Source organism: Sulfurimonas lacustris (assembly GCF_059705355.1).
On the sequence record NZ_AP046125.1, the window covers coordinates 1,842,437 to 1,859,030 of the forward strand.

Sequence of the window (16,594 nt, forward strand, 5' to 3'; positions counted from 1 at the left end):
TAGAAAAGGAGTGTGAAGCGACTATGTCTCATGAAAATAAAGAAGAGAATCAAAACGAAGATCTTGAAAAAGTTGAATTAGATGAAGCGGCGGCAGAAGCGGTAGCAGTTGAAAACGAATTTGACCTTTTACAGGCTGAGATGAGCGAACTTAAAGATAAGTATGCCAGAGTTCATGCAGATTTTGAAAACATAAAAAAAAGATTAGAGAGAGAAAAATATACGGCTGTTGAGTATGCAAACGAAAAGTTTGCAAAAGACATGATTCCCGTTCTTGACTCACTTCAAGGTGCACTCAGTTCGGTAAATACCGATGCAAAGTGTGAAGAACTTTTAACAAAACTTAAAGAGGGGATCGAGCTGACTCAAAAGCAGCTTATCACATCACTAGAGAGACACGGTGTTAAAATGGTCTCTCATGATGAGCCTTTTGATCCAAACATCCACAATGCCATCCAAAGTGTAGATAGTGACACTGTAGAGAGCGGTCAGATTGTTCAAACTTTCCAAACAGGATACAAATATAAAGATAGACCGCTTAGAGAAGCGATGGTTGTAGTAGCAAATTAGTTTTTTGCTACTAAAGTAGCATTTTAAAAAATGACAGAGTGCTAGAATATCACTCGAAAAATATAAAAAATCAAATTAAGGAATAAAATTATGAGTAAAGTAATAGGTATAGATTTAGGAACAACAAATTCATGTGTAGCAGTTTATGAAGGTGGTGAGGCAAAAATCATCCCTAACAAAGAGGGTAAAAACACGACTCCTTCAGTAGTTGCATTTACAGATAAAGGCGAGGTTTTAGTAGGTGACCCTGCAAAACGTCAAGCGATCACAAACCCAAACAAAACTATCTCTTCTATCAAGAGAATTATGGGTCTTATGATGAACGAAGAGAACGCAAAAGCGGCTCACGATAAGGTAACTTACAACATCGTTAACAAAGACGGCATGGCTGCAGTTGATGTTGCGGGCAAGATTTATACTCCACAAGAGATTTCTGCAAAAATCCTCTCAAAACTAAAAGAGGATGCTGAGGCTTACTTAGGTTCTACTGTAACTGACGCAGTTATCACGGTTCCGGCTTACTTCAACGATGCACAAAGAAAAGCTACAAAAGATGCGGGAACTATTGCAGGACTTAACGTTTTACGTATCATTAATGAGCCGACTGCTTCTGCACTTGCATACGGTTTAGAGAGCAAAGGCGATGAGAACGTTCTTGTTTACGACTTGGGCGGCGGGACATTTGACGTTACTGTTTTAGAGATTAGCGAGGGTACTTTTGAAGTTCTCTCAACGGATGGAAACGCATTTTTGGGTGGAGACGACTTTGACAACAAAATCGTTGACTACCTAAGCAGCGAGTTCAAGAGTTCTCACGGTGTAGAGCTTAAAAACGACAAAATGGCACTTCAAAGACTTAAAGATGCAGCAGAAAATGCTAAAAAAGAGTTAAGTTCTTCTACTGAAACAGAGATTAACCTGCCGTTTATCACGATGACAGAAGCTGGACCACAGCACTTAGTTATCAAACTTACGCGTGCAAAATTTGAGAGTATGATTGAAAAGCTTGTTGAAGAGACTATTGAGCATATCAAAACAGCTATGAAAGAGTCTGGCTTGTCAAACAGCGATATCAAAGAGATTATCATGGTTGGTGGTTCTATCCGTGTTCCACTTGCTCAAAAGATGGTTTCAGACTACTTTGGCGGTAAAACTCTAAACAAGAGCGTAAATCCTGATGAAGTTGTTGCAGCAGGTGCGGCTATCCAAGGCGGTGTTTTAAGAGGAGATGTTAAAGACGTACTTCTTCTTGACGTTACTCCACTTTCACTCGGCATCGAGACTTTAGGCGGCGTTGCGACAAAAATCATCGAAAAAGGGACAACAATCCCTGTTAAAAAGTCTCAAATCTTCTCAACGGCAGAGGACAACCAGCCAGCGGTTAGTATCTCGGTTGTTCAAGGCGAGAGAGAGTTTGCAAGAGATAACAAGTCTTTAGGTCTTTTTGAACTAGGAAACATTGCAGCAGCTCCAAGAGGTGTACCTCAAATCGAAGTTACTTTTGACATCGATGCAAACGGAATACTCACTGTTAGCTCAACAGACAAAGGTACGGGCAAATCACAGTCTATCACTATCAGTGGTTCGTCTGGGCTTAGCGAAGATGAGATTAACAAGATGGTAAAAGACGCTGAACTTCACAAAGCAGAAGACATGAAGCGCAAAGAGCTTGTAGAGCTTAAAAACCAAGCGGATGCGCTTATCGCTCAAACAGAGAAATCTTTAAGCGAAATCGGCGATAAAATCAGTGCTGAAGAGAAAGCAAAAATCGAAACAGCTATCACTGAACTCAAAGATGTTCTCAAAGACACAAACTCTACAAAAGAGCAAATCGAAGCAAAAGTAAAAACTTTGACGGAAGCAAGCCATAAAATGGCAGAGCAGATGTACAAAGGCAATGAAGGTGAAGCAGGAAGTGCTGATACTTCAAAGAAAAAAGCGGATGACGACGTTATCGACGCTGAGATAGAATAACTAAAACCTAACTTTCTGCGTCACTTAGGTTGCTTCATAGATTTTATTCTCGCAATGACCACATCATTGCGAATGAAGCAACCAAAAAATATGCTATAAATCTGCCTTTATACTAGACTTCTTCCAAAGGAACACCATGCTTTACAAAGCAGCGTTTTATGCGCTTTTTTTTCCTCTTTTTTTCATAGGGTGTACCTCAGGGCAGCCTAAAGTTACAGCTCCAAAACCCCCAGAACCAAAAAGTGACTATGTCAGCCAAAGCGGGTACTACTATGCACTCCTAGAAAAAAACAAAGAGGGCTGGAAGATACTAGAGATTGAGGACAAACCCGTCATTAGAAGAAAATTTACCAATCAAGAGATTCTTCGCGTCACGCAAGATTACGGCAATATCTATCCGCATTTTGAAGAAGAGAACAATGCCACAAAAACAAATCACTATCTCTGCAAAGAGTCCAACAGCACACGCTACACCCCTTGCACAACAAAATTTGGGGTAGTTCCTGAGGCTACAAATATTGCAGAGCATATCATCAACCTCAACCAAAGTGCGCCAAAGTACAAGTACATAAGCAAATCAGCAATCAACAAAGCCGTTATTGAGACAAAACTCCTTGCTGCCATCGAAGCAAAAAAAGAGAGCTTTAAGTTTGCGCTATGCCAAGAGGAGTTTCAAAAAGCATCCACTGTTGATGCGTTTAACGACTTTGTAAAGAAGTATGCCGACTATGCAAACGCGCAAGATATGCTCCATCTCGCACTCAAAAACCTTGAGCATCTCAGAGATGAAGAGCTCAAAAAGCAAGGGGCATCCCAAAGGTTGCCAAGAAGCTACCAAGACCTCTACAACAAAAGCGAACAACAGCTTGAGAGAGAGAACTACTCCCTTACCAAAAAAGAGCAATCAACCCTACAGCAACAAGCACAAAAGATTGAAAATTTTAGAAAAACGCTTAAAGTTGGCATGCAGACAAACTGCGGAACCATTGTTGAACTTGATGCATCCAAAGCAAAAATCAAGTTTGACGCGCAAAATCAAGAGCCTCAATGGATCGAGCGCCGTAAAATATTTCCAAAAGGAGAAGGGTGTCGCATCGTCAAAGGCAAATACATAGCGCCCCCTTCTTTCTAGTTTTCGTGCTCTAAGTGTTACTTTTTAGTAAGCACTTAGGCAAATGTTATCTTTTGTTGCTATTTTTTCTCATTTTTTACGCATTTTGAAGTAAAGTGTAACAGCTAAAGGTAACTGCCATGAATGAAAAAAATCTTCTCAAACTTATCACTATCGGTCCCGTTCTCTTTATCCCACTTGTTGTATTTCTTATCTTTTTCAACTACATTTTTTTTACACAAGAGCTCTTTAACACCACAACTGCGAACCTCAAAGAGGAGCTCATCTCACAACAGAAGCAAAACACCATCTCCAAAGTAAAAATGGCGGTTGACTTTATGGTGTATGAACGCTCCACCATCGAAGAGAGGCTCAAAGAAAAAGTCAAAGACAGAGTAAAACAGGCGTATGCGATTGGTCAAAATATCTACAAACAAAACAGCGCCACAAAAGATGCAAGCAGTATCAAAAAGATGATAACAGATGCGTTGCGTCCTATGGTCTGGAACGAAGGCGAGAGTTTTATCTTTATTTTAGACAAAAAAGGCGTCTTTACCCTAGCGCCTGAGTACCTCAAAGAGTTAGAGGGCAAAAGCATCCTAGATTTTAAAGACGCTACGGGCAGATATGTTATCCAAGAGGAGATTGCCCTTGTTTCAAGAGAGGGTGAGGGTTTTTTGTGGGACACCTTTACACGCCCAAACAAAGACCCCTCTATCCAATACCAGCAAGTTGCTTTTGTAAAAGATTTTGAGATGTTTGATCTCTATCTGGGCTCTTCTGAGTATCTTGATAGCACCACGCAAGAGATAGAAAAAACAGCACTTGACATCCTAAGAAATATCAACAAAAACACGCAAGGGTACTTTTTTGTTTTTGACACCAAAGGCAAGGTGATTCTACACTCTAGCAACCCAGAGCTTGAGGGGCAAAATCTTCTTACGTCTCAAAGTCCCACCTACAAAACGCTTACTCAAAAGCTCTTAAGCAAGAACTCTTCTAATTTTGGCGATTTCATCTCCTATACGTGGCAAAACCCAGACAGCGGCAAGGTGGAGACCAAGCTCTCCTACTTCCAAAAAGTTCCACACACAGAGTGGGTCATCGGCAGCGGTTTTTATACCGATGGCATAGAGCATATCGCTGCTGAAAAAAAAGCACAGATGCAAGAGAGTAATGACGCAAAAATCTTTATGCTCAAAATCTACGCTCTGCTCTTTACTCTGGCTTCTCTTGGGATTTCCATCTTTATTTCCAAAAAGCTTCAGACGAAATTTGCACTTTTAAAAATGGCACTAGAGAGAAAATCAAACGAACTTCAAGAGCTCAACTTAGCGCTTGAAGAGAAGATCCGCAAAAGAACGCAAGAACTTGAAAACGCTTATATCAAAATGAAGTACATCGCCAACACCGACTCTCTCACCCAGATAAAAAATCGTTACTCTTTTTTAAACGCCTTTAACGAGGAGCTCAAAAAACATAAAAATGAGCAAAAAGAGTTCTCTCTTCTTATGTTTGACATAGACTATTTCAAGCGCATCAACGACACTTATGGGCACAATATCGGCGATATTGTCCTCATGGAGATAACAGAGGTTGTAAAGGGGTGCTTAAGAACAGAGGATATCTTTGGACGCGTTGGTGGAGAGGAGTTTATGATATTTTTGCCTCAAACATCTCTGCAAGAAGCGCAAGAGATAGCACAAAGAGTAAGAAAAGCGGTTGATGAAAACAACTTTAGCGTGGTTCAACATGCAACTATTAGTCTTGGCGTTGTTACCTCACACAAAGATGAAGAGGGTGCAGAAATGTTCAAAAGAGTAGATGTCGCACTCTACGAAGCCAAATCACAAGGGCGCAACCGAGTTTGTGTCGGCTAGTTCTGCACCACGCAGTTTCTACCGGCATCTTTTGCCCTATAAAGTGCACTGTCCGCTCTATCGACCGCACTTTTGAGGTCATCATCTACTCTTACCTGAGTCACACCAAAACTCGCTGTTACTTTATGGACAGTCTCTATCTCCATCATCTCGATGCGCCCTCGGAGTTTTTCGGCCAAAGAGAGCGCGTCTTTTAGGTTTGCGGAGGGTAGAAGGATAACAAACTCTTCGCCACCCCAGCGGCAGACGATATCCTCATCTCGCAAAAGAGACAAAAAGAGTTCTGAGATGTTTACAAGCACTTTATCGCCAACACCATGTCCATAAGTATCGTTAATCTTTTTAAAAAAATCAACATCAACCATCACAAGCGACATCATCCCTTCTCTCTCAACCATCGACTGATGCGAAAGCTCAAAAAGCTTTGAAAATTTATAGCGGTTATAGAGGTTTGTAAGCGGGTCACGTGATGCCAGATGCTCTATCTGCGCATTTTTCTTGATAAGAGATTCGTTGATTTTGCCTAGCTCCTCTTGATACTCTTTTGTAAGCATCGCCCATTTTGAGTATGCCAAAGAGATAAGCTCTTTTTGTGTTATCATGCCACTAAGTGAGCCATCATCGTTGACGACAACCACTCTTTTATAGTGTTTTTGTGCCAAAAAATCAAGCGCTTCTTTTACGCTGCTCTCTTTACCCAGCGTATCGACAGGCGAGGACATATAGGTGCTGATGGGCGCTTCTACATCTAGGTTTTTTCTTATGATTTTGACAACATCTTTGGTCGTGAAGATGCCTATTGGCTTACTCTCTTCTACTATCATCACGCTATCAGTTGCATTGTTTATCATCTCTTGCAAAATCACCGATGTTTTTGTCTCTTTGCGTATCCACTTGACTCTTTTGCCAAGTTTTAAAAAATCATCAAGACAAAAACTGTTCATAAGCGTATCGGGGTCTATGCTGCTTGTGATGTCTGTATGTGTCAAAAGCCCATAGAGTGTTCCATCTTCATTGAGTGCGCAAATGTGTTCTAAGTTACAGTTGAGATACTCGATAGTGCTAAGGATATTTTCATTTTTATAAACTGTTGGGATTTTAGCAAGTTCCAGAGAGCCTATGGAGATGTCAAGATTTGGTACTCTCATCTTTGCGCTCAAGATATCGTTGATGCCAAGAAGGAAAAAGGAGTTTCTATCTTCTACGATGATATTTCTGTGTCCATGATGGCACATCACATCAATCACATCAGAGAGAATGCTCTCTCTCGTTACCGTGACAACCTTTGTAGTAGCTATCTCACCAACAGTTGGAAATCTCATTTTTTTACCTCATATAGCATCTAATGCTTTTTGTACCTTTAAAGCCTGCACATGTTCAAACACATCATGCACCCGAATAATCGAAGCTCCATTTTTAACCGCTTCAAGATGCAGTGTGAGCGTTCCTGAGAGCCTCTGATGCGGCAGAGACGGCGCAATCTTATCTATCATAGATTTTCTTGAAGCACCGACAAGCAGCGGTTTGCCAAGAGTGAGGAAGTGTTCATGATGTTTGAGTAGCATCAAGTTATGCTCCAGCGTCTTGCCAAAACCTATGCCCACATCCAAAACAACATCTTCTACACCAAAAGAGGCAGCTTTTGCCATCCTCTCCTCAAAAAATGCGTACACATCACCCAAAACATGCTCATACTCTGGACGCTCCTGCATCGTTTGAGGCGTGCCTTGCATATGCATAATCACCGCTTTTGCACCACTGCTTGCGCAGAGTTTACACACCTCATCATCAGAGAGCCCCGTGATATCGTTGACGATACTAAAACCACACTTAAGCGCATACTCAATCACAAGCGGCTCATAACTGTCTATGCTAAATTGTACCTCTTTGTAAAGTTTTTCATCTTGAATTAAATCAAGAATCGGTTTTACACGCTCTAACTCTTCCTCTTTTGTTACTTTTTTGGAGTTTGGCGCAGAAGAGACACCGCCTATGTCGATGATGTCCGCACCATCGGCAATCATGCCTCTTATAGCCTCTATCGCACCGCTCTGCTTAAAGCGAGAGGCAGAAAAAAAGCTATCGTCATTGGCATTGATAACGCCCATCACTTCTACTTTTGAAGGCTTTTTTACTCGTAAAATCTCTTGAAGTTTTTTTGCCACCTCTTTGAGCCCAAAAGGCTGTGCGAGCTCTTTTTTACTAAGCGTTTGAAGCTGTCTTGAAGTTGCGATAAGAAGCGCATCCACAAACGGTGTCTTAGCGATAACCGTCCCCCGAGGCACCGCCAAGTCAGCCCCCACGCTTAGTGCATCCTGCTTTAAGATATTTGCCGCCCCAACATGCAAGTCCCGCAAAAGTATAAGATGATGCGCCGCTTTGGATGCCATGATAGCAACACCGCCATCATCTACCTTGAGATTTTTGAGATACTTCTCTACTAAAGTGTCACGTGATAAAACTTCAATTTCCATTTATAAACCCCATAAGCAAAAGTGCAAAAACACTCTGTGGTCTTGCATTTAGCTCCAGCAGTCTGTACGCTTTGTCAAAATTCTCAAGTTGCGCGCTTGAGAGCAGAAGTTTGTCCACAACCGTTGCACGATAGTAAAGCGCTTCCATCAGCTCTTGCGCTTCACTCTTGCCCACCTTTGAAGCCATCTTTAAAAAATCAAAAACATCCTTATATCCGACCTTGACAAGAGAAAAAGGAAACTCCTGTATCTTTCTCTCACCCTTTTTTTTCACTATGGGCAAACGAGAGCGAACCGTGGGAAGGAGGTTGGACGTTGTAGGTGCTATGATGATAAATTCTATATTTCTAGGAGGTTCTTCAAGTGCTTTTAAAAGTGAGTTTTGGGAGATAGCGTTAAAGTTGTTCGCACCCAAGACGATGTACTTTGTCTCCGATTCGCTTATGTACGCCTCTGCAACCGCCGCTTTTGCGTGTTCGATTTTAAACTCATCTTCTATGAAGCCCACAACTCTTTTTGGTTTGAGTGCATTTTTGAGTTGTTCAAACTCAGCTTCAATATTTGGGGAGATGATAATGTGGCTCTTTGTAAAATCAAGCTCCAACATCAACTTCTCCAAACATCGCCGCATTAAGAGATGCGTTAAAGAGACGGTAGAGTTGCAAAAGTTTTATATCAAGGAGTTTATCGTAGGATTTTAGGTGAAATGCGTTTAAGTACTCTTCATCAAAAATCCAAAAGTAACTTGTATCTTTTCTCTTTGCGATGTCTGCTCTTCTATCGTCACCCCTGCCGATGTACCAAAAAAAGTACTCATCCTTATGCGCCAAAGAGATCATATCTTCCACCACATCAATCATCTCTCCGCCACTTATGTTGTTGTAGTGTCTGTAGATGCTATCGATGCTCACAATGGGAAGAAGCGGTCTCTCCATCATAGAAGAGTTTAAAAAGTCCAAAAGATAGGTCTCAAACCACTTTCTCTTCTCATCTGTGATAAGGATAATCGTTTTGCCTCCCAAAATCTGCTCCAACGCTTGAGAAGTGGTTGTCGTCCAGTCGAAACGCTGCTCTTCTATCCAACTAAAGCAGCCACCCTCTTCTCTGATGGCATCCAGACTCCATTGAGCAAATTCTTGCATAAGGCTACTTGTCGAGTTCGTATGCGTTGTGAAGCGCTCTTACAGCCAACTCCGCATATTTTTCCGCGATAATCATAGAGATTTTTATCTCCGATGTTGAAATCATGTTGATATTGATATTTTCAGCCGCCATCGTTGCAAACGCTTTTGCCGCAACACCCGTATGCGACTTCATCCCCACACCGACGATAGATACTTTGCAGATATCTTCATCGTAAGAGACAGCATCCACTTCAGACTCTTTGACAAATGACTCTACAACACTCTTTGCATCATTCAAGTCACCCTTAGGAACGGTAAAGTCCATATTTGCTTTGCCGTCATGACCAACATTTTGAACAATCATATCGATGTTGACACTGTTGTTTGAGAGTTTTGTGAAGATATCCGATGCGATTCCGGGTCTATCTTTTACGCCTACAAGTGAAACACGTGCTTGGTTTTTGTCGAGTGCAATTCCGCTAACTAATGGTTTTTCCATGATATTTTCTTCCTTTGTGATTAATGTTCCCTCTTCATTGGTAAAGCTTGTTCTTGTGACTAGGTTTACGTTGAGTTTTTTTGCCAGCTCAACAGAGCGATTTTGAAGCACTTTCGCGCCCAAAGAGGCAAGTTCAAGCATCTCATCATAAGAGATTTCATTGAGTTTTTTTGCTTTTGGTTCGATGCGTGGGTCGGTTGTAAAAATCCCGCTTACATCCGTATATATCTCACACAAATCCGCTTTGATAGCACCAGCGATGGCAACTGCCGAGAGGTCACTTCCACCGCGCCCCAAAGTAGTAACATTACCATCTTGAGAAACGCCTTGAAATCCAGCGACGACTATAATCTTGCCCTCTTTGAGTGCTTCATTCATAGCCGTTGGGTCTATCTCCTCTATGCGGGCTTTTGTATGAACGTTATCTGTTACAATTCCTGCTTTTCTTCCGCTCATAGAAACCGCAGGAAATCCCATCTCGGTGAGTGCAATCGCCAGAAGTGAAGCGGTAACTCTCTCGCCTGAACTTAGCAGCATGTCCACCTCGCCACGGGCAGGGTTTTTTGAGAAATGCTCCGCATACGCCACAAGTTTGTTCGTCTCGCCACTCATAGCAGAGACAACTACCACCACATCATTTCCGGCTTTTTTTGTCTCGCTTACACGATTTGCCACATTCTGGATACGCTCCAAATCACCAACACTCGTTCCGCCAAATTTTTGAACTATCAACATCTACAATAATCCCTCTTGTTTGAAATAACTAATCACACACTCATATACATTTTTTTTGAAACTCGCACTCATACTCAGCGCTTCATCGACACTCACAAACTTATAGTCGCAAAACTCAGGATGCTGTGTCTGGATGTTTATAACAGCATCTTCTTTGAGTTTTACTAAAAAATATCTCTGTTTTTGTCCTACAAAAGGCTTCATACTCTGGGCGATTTTAGGAGGAAAATCGTACGATATCCACTCAGGAAACTCTGCAATCACCTCAACGCTATCGGTACCAATCTCCTCTTTAAGCTCTCGAAAAAGAGCTTCTTGAATCTCTTCGCCCTCATCGATACCGCCTTGAGGAAACTGCCACACATCAAGCAAATCATTTCTTTGCGCCAAGAAAATCTCCCTCGCACTGGGATAACTGCTTGAGACGATAATCATCGCAACATTTGGGCGATACAAATCTTTTTGGGTCATAAGTTCACTTCCTCATTTCGTGGCGCAATTGTACAAAAGGTGGGTTTAAAATAAGCTAATTTGTTACCAATTCTATTTTTTCCGTGCTATAATTGCGACACATTCCAAGAAAAAGAGATAAAAAAATGAAAGAGTACGTCTTAAAAAATGATGATTTTTTAGTTTCTCAAACCGATGCAAAAGGGAAGATTCTCTTTGCAAATGATGACTTTTGCAAGGTTGCAGGCTACTCGCTTGAAGAGCTTGTCGGCAAGCCTCACAACGTAGTACGTCATAGAGATATGCCAAAAGCTGCCTTTAAAGATTTGTGGGAGACTATCAAAAGTGGCAAGGTATGGCACGGTTATGTCAAAAACATGACAAAAGATGGCGGTTTTTACTGGGTCTATGCAACAGTTTATCCAATGTATGATGCAACAAGAAAAGAGCAGACTTACCTCTCATGCAGAAGAAAACCTTCTCCCTCAGAAATAGCAGAAGCTCAAGCACTCTATAGTACTTTAAACTAGGAATCACACATGAACAACATAACAAAAAATAGTATCATCGCTGTAGCTTTTATAGCCCTTATTGCTTCTCTTTTTCTTACTGATTCGGCAGTTATCCAAGCCGTAGTAGCAGTTGTCGTATTTGGAGTTGTTTTTGCACTCAACACATTTGTCGGCGCGCAAGGAACCACAAACGTTCTTAATCAAAAAAGATTAGAACTTATCGAAATGATGGAGTTTAAAAGAAACAAAATCAAGATTGATGAAAATCCAAAAAACGATGCAGAGGCGAACTTTAACAAGATAGTAACCGCATACCAAGACTCTGTCTTAGAAGACACAAGAGTTGCGGGGGAGATGGTTCTCTTAACAGACAAAGTTGCAAAAGGACACTACTCTTGCAGGGTTGGCTCTGACTCAAAAACACCTTATGTCCATGTGTTGCGCAATAGCCTCAACAATATGCTTGATTCTACTGAGAAAAATCTTGACAATGCCATACTAACGCTTCAAAAGTTCTCACAAGGACTTTTTGCAACAAGAAGCTATGTCCATGTTGAGGCAAAAATGGCAGATTTGCTCAACAACATCAACTCTCTAGGTGAAGCGCTTCAGAGCATGGAGCAAAAAAACCACGAGAGCCAAGAGACCATAGTTGAATCTTCTAAAAGACTTAATGAGACGATTGGTCAAATCACCAACTCAACCATCAAAGAACTCAAAGAGATGATTAGCGATGCAGTAGAGCGCATCCACAGTGTTGCACAAAAAGAGGACGACATGGTGCAGGGACTTCAAACACTTGTAACCAACGCAAATGAAACAAAGACGATTTTAGCAACTATCGGCGACATCGCAGAGCAGACAAATCTTTTGGCACTCAACGCTGCTATCGAAGCTGCACGCGCTGGTGAGCATGGTCGTGGATTTGCCGTTGTAGCTGATGAAGTACGCAAACTTGCAGAGAGAACACAAAAAAGTCTCGCTGAAACTTCTGCAACAACAAATATCCTTATCCAATCTATCTCTGAGAGCTCTGATGCACTCAACAAAAATGCAAGAGAGGTCAACGATATCTCTAATGATGTTAGTCTCATAAGCAACAAAATGGATGAAATCATCGCAACACTTAGCAACCTCTCAAAATAAGGGATGTTGCTCTACATTCACATCCCTTTTTGTGATTCTAAGTGTTACTACTGCTCTTTTAACTCTTATGTGGACAAGTTTCACCTCAAAGAGAGTTACATGGAGGCACTCTTAGTTCAGCTAGACTTTGAGCTAGAGCGCTTTTGCGTCACTCCAAACTCCATAGAAACTCTCTTTATCGGCGGTGGTACACCCTCAACCGTGGCGCCTAAACTCTACAAAAATCTCTTTGAAAAACTCAAGCCCTACCTCAAAAAAGATGCCGAGATAACAAGCGAAGCCAACCCTAACAGTGCCACAAAAGAGTGGCTTCTTGGGATGCGTGCCCTTGGAGTAGAGCGTATCAGTTTTGGGGTGCAGAGCTTTGACAAAGAGAAGTTACGCCTCCTCAACCGTGCGCACACCCCGCTTCAAGCAAAAGAGGCAGTTTTGCACGCCAAAGAGGCAGGATTTGAAAATATCTCGCTTGACCTTATCTATGCCACGCTTGGAGATACAAAAGCGCTTTTGGAAGAGGACTTAAACACTGCTTTTGCCCTCCCCATCAACCACCTCAGTGCCTACGCGCTTACCATCGAAGAGGGCACTCCCTTTGCATCCAAACCCCAAATGTCCAATGAGAGGCTAGAACTGACCACATGGCTTTTTGAGAAGATAAAAGCATTTGGATTTGAGCAGTATGAGATTAGCAATTTTGGCAGCTACCAGAGCAAACACAACCTTGGGTACTGGGAGTACAAAGAGTACATCGGGCTTGGAAGCGGAGCCGTTGGCAAACTGGCACATGAGAGATTCTATCCGACTCCAGACGTTGAAGCATACATCGCTAACCCGCTAAACATCCAAAAAGAGACACTTGGCGATGAAGAGATTAGACTAGAGAAAATCTTTTTGGGACTGCGTTCTTGTGTTGGAATCAAGCAAGAGATACTGGGCACGCAAGAACTTTATAGAGCATATCTTTTAGCAGATGAAAAAAAACTTATATTTCAAAATGGCACTTTTTACAACCCAGAGTATCTTTTAGCAGATGAAATAGCTCTTTTTATATCGTAGTTTAATTTTCTTTTAGCTAGAATTGCCGCAATTATACTTTGAGGATTTTTTATGTTTGGTATGGGTTTTACAGAGATACTTGTCATTGCAATCATTGCTATTTTGTTCCTTGGACCAGATAAATTGCCCGATACAATGGTTCAAATAGCGAAATTTTTTAGAAATACAAAAAACACTATCAACAACATGAAAAGCTCCATTGAAGAGGAGATGAATGTCAAAAGCATGAAAGAGGAGGCTCTTGCGTACAAAAAAGAGCTCGTTGATGCTAGCGACAAAGTCAAAAGTGCTACCGACATCAAGCAGATGGCAGCAAAACTCACAACACTTGAAGATGATGATTTTGGCGGTATTTTTGATGCTCCTGAAAAACCAGCTACGCCTCTTGTGCAAAGCAAACCCGATGAAGTAACACTCCCTAAAAAAAAGAGTGAAGAGACCCTAGAGAAAAAAGAAGATACTAAAAATGTTTGATGAGATAAAACCACACCTAATAGAACTTAGAAAAAGACTAGCCATCTCAGTTGGCAGCCTTATAGTTATGTTTTTTGTTATGTTTTACTTCCATGAACCGATTTTGGCTTGGATTGTTGCACCACTCAATGCAGCCCTTTTGGAAGTCGGTAAAGTTTCTGTTCATGCAGCAGATGGAATGGTCACAACAAATCAAGTAGGTGGAGCGTTCTTCGTAGCTCTTAAAGTCTCTTTCTTTGCCGCAATCGTTGGTGCTCTGCCTATCATACTTGCTCAGATTTGGGCATTTGTAGCCCCTGCACTTTATGCAAATGAGAAAAAAATGGTTCTTCCTTTTATCTTTGGTGGAACAACTATGTTTGCAGTTGGGGTTTTGTTTGCCTACTATGTCGTCACCCCTTTTGGTTTTGACTTCCTTATCTCTTTTGGTAGTTTCAAGTTTACTCCGCTTATCAACATAGAGGATTACGTAGGGTTTTTTACAAAAATCATGTTTGGTTTTGGTATCGCTTTTGAACTTCCTGTTTTTGCCTACACGTTAGCACTTCTTGGTATGATTAACGATAGACAGATGATTGATTTTTTCAGATACGCTATCGTTATTATCTTTATCGTAGCAGCTCTGCTTACTCCACCCGATGTACTCACACAGCTTCTTATGGCTCTTCCACTTATTATTCTCTATGGCGTCTCTATCCTTATCGTCAGAGCAGTTAATCCTGCTACTGAAGAAGATAATGCACTCGATGATGATGACGATGAAGAAGACGATCAAAACACAAAAAAGCTAGAGAACTAAAATGAGCAGCAATGCGCTGCTTACCTCTAGCTATGATTTTACTCTCCCAAAAGAGCTCATAGCAACTCACCCCACCCATCCAAGAGACAGTGCCAGACTTCTTGTTTACAACAGAGCAACAGATGAAATCTCACATGTTCACTTTTACGATTTAGAGCGTTTTATCCCGCAAGATTGCGCTCTTATTTTTAACGATACAAAAGTTATCAAAGCAAGACTTTTTGGCGAAAAAGAGAGTGGCGCAAAGCTTGAACTCCTCATAAACAGAGCCTTAAACGCACACGATATCCACGTTTTTATCCGAGGAAGAGTAAAAGCTGGCACAAAAATCATCTTTGAAAATAACCTTGTTGCAAATGTAAAAGAGCTACTTGAAGATGGTAGCAGAGTGATAAACTTCTACCAAAATGAAACACTTTTGCGCTTTGAAGAGCTGCTTCCCATTATAGACAAAATCGGGCATATCCCTCTCCCTCCATATATCCAAAGAGAAGACAACGAGGAGGATGCAAGCGAATACCAAAGTGTTTTTGCCAAAGAAGAGGGAGCAGTAGCCGCACCAACTGCATCACTGCACTTCACAAAAGAGCAACACGAGAGAGTTTGCGCAAACTTTCTTCACGCTTACATTACCCTGCATGTCGGAAGCGGAACATTCAAGCCAGTAGAGTGCGACATTATCACAGACCACCCCATGCATTCAGAGTATTATGAGATTTCCAGCGGAGCAAAAGAGCTTCTTAGCTCTAAAACACCCATCTTAAGTGTAGGAACAACTGCAACAAGAACGATTGAGTTTTACGCTAGAAACCAAGACAAAGAGCGTGGAGAAGCAAATCTCTTTTTACATCCCAACAACAAACCACTAAGAGTAAACCATCTTCTCACCAACTTTCACCTGCCAAAATCAACACTTCTTATGCTTGTTGCCTCTTTTGTGGGACTGCAAAAAGCAAAAGAGCTCTACGCCACCGCCATAGAGGAGCGTTACAGATTTTACTCTTACGGCGACGCTATGCTAATCTTATAGTACCGTTTACCACTTCGATTTGACCGCTAAGTTCTGCTTCAAAAACTCTTTGGGGGAACTTTGCAAGGGCTGCGTCATACGTTGGGTTGGTTGCACAAAAGAGAAGAAACGCATCTTCCTTTTTCTCCACCATCACCGTCCTATCCCAAAATCTAGCCGCAAACGCTTCGATATCGTAAATCGCCTCTGCTTTTTTCTCTTTAAGAAGCCTGTTTGTACCGCAACTCTCGCCAAGACGCTGCGGGAGAACAAAAATCTCTTTGCCCATCGCAAGGGCAAACTCCACGCTTCGCATCGTTCCGCTTTGTATCTCCGCTTCTCCCACCACCAGTACATCCCCAAGTGCCACGACAAGCTCATTACGCACCACAAAACTCCATGGCGAGGCTTTAAAACCATTTTCAAATTGACTCAGTAAAAGTCCACTCTGCTCTATGCTCTCAAGCAAGTTTTTATTGACAGCTGGGTAGCGTACATCCACCCCGCATGGCAGAACCGCTATGGTGTTAGCGCTACTGGCTCCTAGATGTGCTGTTGCATCGATGCCCATTGCACCGCCACTGACCACACAAACGCCACCTTTTGCAAGTTCACTTGAGAGCTTTTGGATAAGCATTCTTGAGTATTTCGTAGGTTTTCTGCTCCCCACGATGGAGATTTTTCTTCTTTGCAAAAGTTCAAGATTTCCACGGTAAAAAAGCTCTTGTGGGTACTTTTTCATAGACGCCAATTCGCTAATCTCAAACGTTACTCTGCTCATC

Annotated in this window: 17 protein-coding genes; 10 read left to right on the forward strand and 7 right to left on the reverse strand. The window is 41.8% G+C overall.

All coding sequences use genetic code 11. The features are described from left to right. The first annotated feature begins 23 nt into the window (after nucleotides 1-23). The 4 genes from grpE (at nucleotide 24) to AC6H4V_RS09565 (ending at nucleotide 5,534) form a co-directional block, all read left to right on the forward strand. Complete coding sequence (grpE, locus tag AC6H4V_RS09550) at nucleotides 24-569, forward strand: nucleotide exchange factor GrpE (protein ID WP_497606654.1); 546 nt, start codon at nucleotides 24-26, stop codon at nucleotides 567-569. Nucleotides 570-659: 90 nt separating this feature from the next. Beyond that, nucleotides 660-2,543 carry a molecular chaperone DnaK gene (gene dnaK, locus AC6H4V_RS09555; protein ID WP_497606655.1) on the forward strand — a complete coding sequence of 628 codons (1,884 nt, stop codon included), beginning with the start codon at nucleotides 660-662 and terminating at the stop codon, nucleotides 2,541-2,543. Between the two features lie 136 nt (nucleotides 2,544-2,679). Continuing rightward, complete coding sequence (locus tag AC6H4V_RS09560) at nucleotides 2,680-3,675, forward strand: hypothetical protein (protein WP_497606656.1); 996 nt, start codon at nucleotides 2,680-2,682, stop codon at nucleotides 3,673-3,675. Between the two features lie 119 nt (nucleotides 3,676-3,794). Further along, nucleotides 3,795-5,534 carry a sensor domain-containing diguanylate cyclase gene (locus tag AC6H4V_RS09565; protein ID WP_497606657.1) on the forward strand — a complete coding sequence of 580 codons (1,740 nt, stop codon included), beginning with the start codon at nucleotides 3,795-3,797 and terminating at the stop codon, nucleotides 5,532-5,534. Here the strand turns inward: AC6H4V_RS09565 and AC6H4V_RS09570 are convergent. Genes AC6H4V_RS09570 through AC6H4V_RS09595 form a run of 6 tightly spaced genes read right to left on the reverse strand, consistent with a single transcriptional unit; the run spans nucleotide 5,531 to nucleotide 10,837 of the window. Then, the gene (locus AC6H4V_RS09570; protein ID WP_497606658.1) at nucleotides 5,531-6,856 is read right to left on the reverse strand and encodes a diguanylate cyclase; all 1,326 of its coding nucleotides are present in this window, start codon (nucleotides 6,854-6,856) and stop codon (nucleotides 5,531-5,533) included. The genes AC6H4V_RS09565 and AC6H4V_RS09570 overlap by 4 nt on opposite strands. A 9-nt stretch (nucleotides 6,857-6,865) precedes the next feature. Then, nucleotides 6,866-8,008, reverse strand: coding sequence for a dihydropteroate synthase (folP, locus tag AC6H4V_RS09575; RefSeq protein ID WP_497606659.1), 1,143 nt, complete (start codon nucleotides 8,006-8,008; stop codon nucleotides 6,866-6,868). After that, a complete protein-coding gene (locus AC6H4V_RS09580) occupies nucleotides 7,998-8,615 on the reverse strand; it encodes a DNA polymerase III subunit delta' (protein WP_497606660.1) in 618 nt (205 codons plus the stop codon). Before AC6H4V_RS09580 ends, folP begins: the two co-directional genes overlap by 11 nt. After that, complete coding sequence (locus AC6H4V_RS09585) at nucleotides 8,602-9,150, reverse strand: HobA family DNA replication regulator (protein WP_428729156.1); 549 nt, start codon at nucleotides 9,148-9,150, stop codon at nucleotides 8,602-8,604. Before AC6H4V_RS09585 ends, AC6H4V_RS09580 begins: the two co-directional genes overlap by 14 nt. 4 nt (nucleotides 9,151-9,154) lie before the next feature. Continuing rightward, the gene (locus AC6H4V_RS09590; protein ID WP_497606661.1) at nucleotides 9,155-10,366 is read right to left on the reverse strand and encodes an aspartate kinase; all 1,212 of its coding nucleotides are present in this window, start codon (nucleotides 10,364-10,366) and stop codon (nucleotides 9,155-9,157) included. Then, complete coding sequence (locus AC6H4V_RS09595) at nucleotides 10,367-10,837, reverse strand: RNA pyrophosphohydrolase (protein WP_428729158.1); 471 nt, start codon at nucleotides 10,835-10,837, stop codon at nucleotides 10,367-10,369. Nucleotides 10,838-10,962: 125 nt separating this feature from the next. Between AC6H4V_RS09595 and AC6H4V_RS09600 the strand changes: the two genes are divergently transcribed. From AC6H4V_RS09600 to queA, 6 genes are read left to right on the forward strand one after another with little or no spacing between them, the layout of a single operon-like run. Further along, nucleotides 10,963-11,346 (forward strand): PAS domain-containing protein, encoded by a 384-nt coding sequence (locus AC6H4V_RS09600; protein WP_497606662.1) that lies wholly within the window; start codon nucleotides 10,963-10,965, stop codon nucleotides 11,344-11,346. 9 nt (nucleotides 11,347-11,355) lie between these two features. Continuing rightward, nucleotides 11,356-12,474 carry a methyl-accepting chemotaxis protein gene (locus AC6H4V_RS09605; protein ID WP_497606663.1) on the forward strand — a complete coding sequence of 373 codons (1,119 nt, stop codon included), beginning with the start codon at nucleotides 11,356-11,358 and terminating at the stop codon, nucleotides 12,472-12,474. A 3-nt stretch (nucleotides 12,475-12,477) separates the two neighbouring features. After that, complete coding sequence (gene hemW, locus AC6H4V_RS09610; RefSeq protein ID WP_497606664.1) at nucleotides 12,478-13,530, forward strand: radical SAM family heme chaperone HemW; 1,053 nt, start codon at nucleotides 12,478-12,480, stop codon at nucleotides 13,528-13,530. 51 nt (nucleotides 13,531-13,581) lie between these two features. Further along, nucleotides 13,582-14,004, forward strand: coding sequence for a Sec-independent protein translocase protein TatB (gene tatB, locus AC6H4V_RS09615; RefSeq protein WP_497606665.1), 423 nt, complete (start codon nucleotides 13,582-13,584; stop codon nucleotides 14,002-14,004). Then, on the forward strand, nucleotides 13,997-14,803 hold the full coding sequence (gene tatC, locus AC6H4V_RS09620) for a twin-arginine translocase subunit TatC (RefSeq protein ID WP_497606666.1): 807 nt from the start codon (nucleotides 13,997-13,999) through the stop codon (nucleotides 14,801-14,803). The genes tatB and tatC overlap by 8 nt, the downstream gene beginning before the upstream one ends. Nucleotide 14,804: 1 nt before the next feature. Beyond that, nucleotides 14,805-15,833, forward strand: coding sequence for a tRNA preQ1(34) S-adenosylmethionine ribosyltransferase-isomerase QueA (gene queA / locus AC6H4V_RS09625; protein ID WP_497606667.1), 1,029 nt, complete (start codon nucleotides 14,805-14,807; stop codon nucleotides 15,831-15,833). Here queA and AC6H4V_RS09630 read toward each other — a convergent pair. After that, nucleotides 15,817-16,593 carry a DNA-processing protein DprA gene (locus AC6H4V_RS09630; protein WP_497606668.1) on the reverse strand — a complete coding sequence of 259 codons (777 nt, stop codon included), beginning with the start codon at nucleotides 16,591-16,593 and terminating at the stop codon, nucleotides 15,817-15,819. The two genes, queA and AC6H4V_RS09630, sit on opposite strands and share 17 nt — an antisense overlap. Between the last annotated feature and the right edge of the window lies 1 nt (nucleotide 16,594).

What these genes read in the sequence shown, in the direction of transcription:
- AC6H4V_RS09565 (WP_497606657.1), top strand. Translation starts at nt 3,795, where the DNA reads ATGAATGAAAAAAATCTTCTCAAACTTATCACTATCGGTCCCGTTCTC.
- tatB (WP_497606665.1), top strand. Translation starts at nt 13,582, where the DNA reads ATGTTTGGTATGGGTTTTACAGAGATACTTGTCATTGCAATCATTGCT.
- AC6H4V_RS09605 (WP_497606663.1), top strand. Translation starts at nt 11,356, where the DNA reads ATGAACAACATAACAAAAAATAGTATCATCGCTGTAGCTTTTATAGCC.
- queA (WP_497606667.1), top strand. Translation starts at nt 14,805, where the DNA reads ATGAGCAGCAATGCGCTGCTTACCTCTAGCTATGATTTTACTCTCCCA.
- grpE (WP_497606654.1), top strand. Translation starts at nt 24, where the DNA reads ATGTCTCATGAAAATAAAGAAGAGAATCAAAACGAAGATCTTGAAAAA.
- AC6H4V_RS09595 (WP_428729158.1), bottom strand. Translation starts at nt 10,837, where the DNA reads ATGACCCAAAAAGATTTGTATCGCCCAAATGTTGCGATGATTATCGTC.
- dnaK (WP_497606655.1), top strand. Translation starts at nt 660, where the DNA reads ATGAGTAAAGTAATAGGTATAGATTTAGGAACAACAAATTCATGTGTA.
- folP (WP_497606659.1), bottom strand. Translation starts at nt 8,008, where the DNA reads ATGGAAATTGAAGTTTTATCACGTGACACTTTAGTAGAGAAGTATCTC.
- AC6H4V_RS09570 (WP_497606658.1), bottom strand. Translation starts at nt 6,856, where the DNA reads ATGAGATTTCCAACTGTTGGTGAGATAGCTACTACAAAGGTTGTCACG.
- tatC (WP_497606666.1), top strand. Translation starts at nt 13,997, where the DNA reads ATGTTTGATGAGATAAAACCACACCTAATAGAACTTAGAAAAAGACTA.
- AC6H4V_RS09560 (WP_497606656.1), top strand. Translation starts at nt 2,680, where the DNA reads ATGCTTTACAAAGCAGCGTTTTATGCGCTTTTTTTTCCTCTTTTTTTC.
- AC6H4V_RS09585 (WP_428729156.1), bottom strand. Translation starts at nt 9,150, where the DNA reads ATGCAAGAATTTGCTCAATGGAGTCTGGATGCCATCAGAGAAGAGGGT.
- AC6H4V_RS09630 (WP_497606668.1), bottom strand. Translation starts at nt 16,593, where the DNA reads ATGAGCAGAGTAACGTTTGAGATTAGCGAATTGGCGTCTATGAAAAAG.
- AC6H4V_RS09580 (WP_497606660.1), bottom strand. Translation starts at nt 8,615, where the DNA reads ATGTTGGAGCTTGATTTTACAAAGAGCCACATTATCATCTCCCCAAAT.
- AC6H4V_RS09590 (WP_497606661.1), bottom strand. Translation starts at nt 10,366, where the DNA reads ATGTTGATAGTTCAAAAATTTGGCGGAACGAGTGTTGGTGATTTGGAG.
- AC6H4V_RS09600 (WP_497606662.1), top strand. Translation starts at nt 10,963, where the DNA reads ATGAAAGAGTACGTCTTAAAAAATGATGATTTTTTAGTTTCTCAAACC.
- hemW (WP_497606664.1), top strand. Translation starts at nt 12,478, where the DNA reads ATGTTGCTCTACATTCACATCCCTTTTTGTGATTCTAAGTGTTACTAC.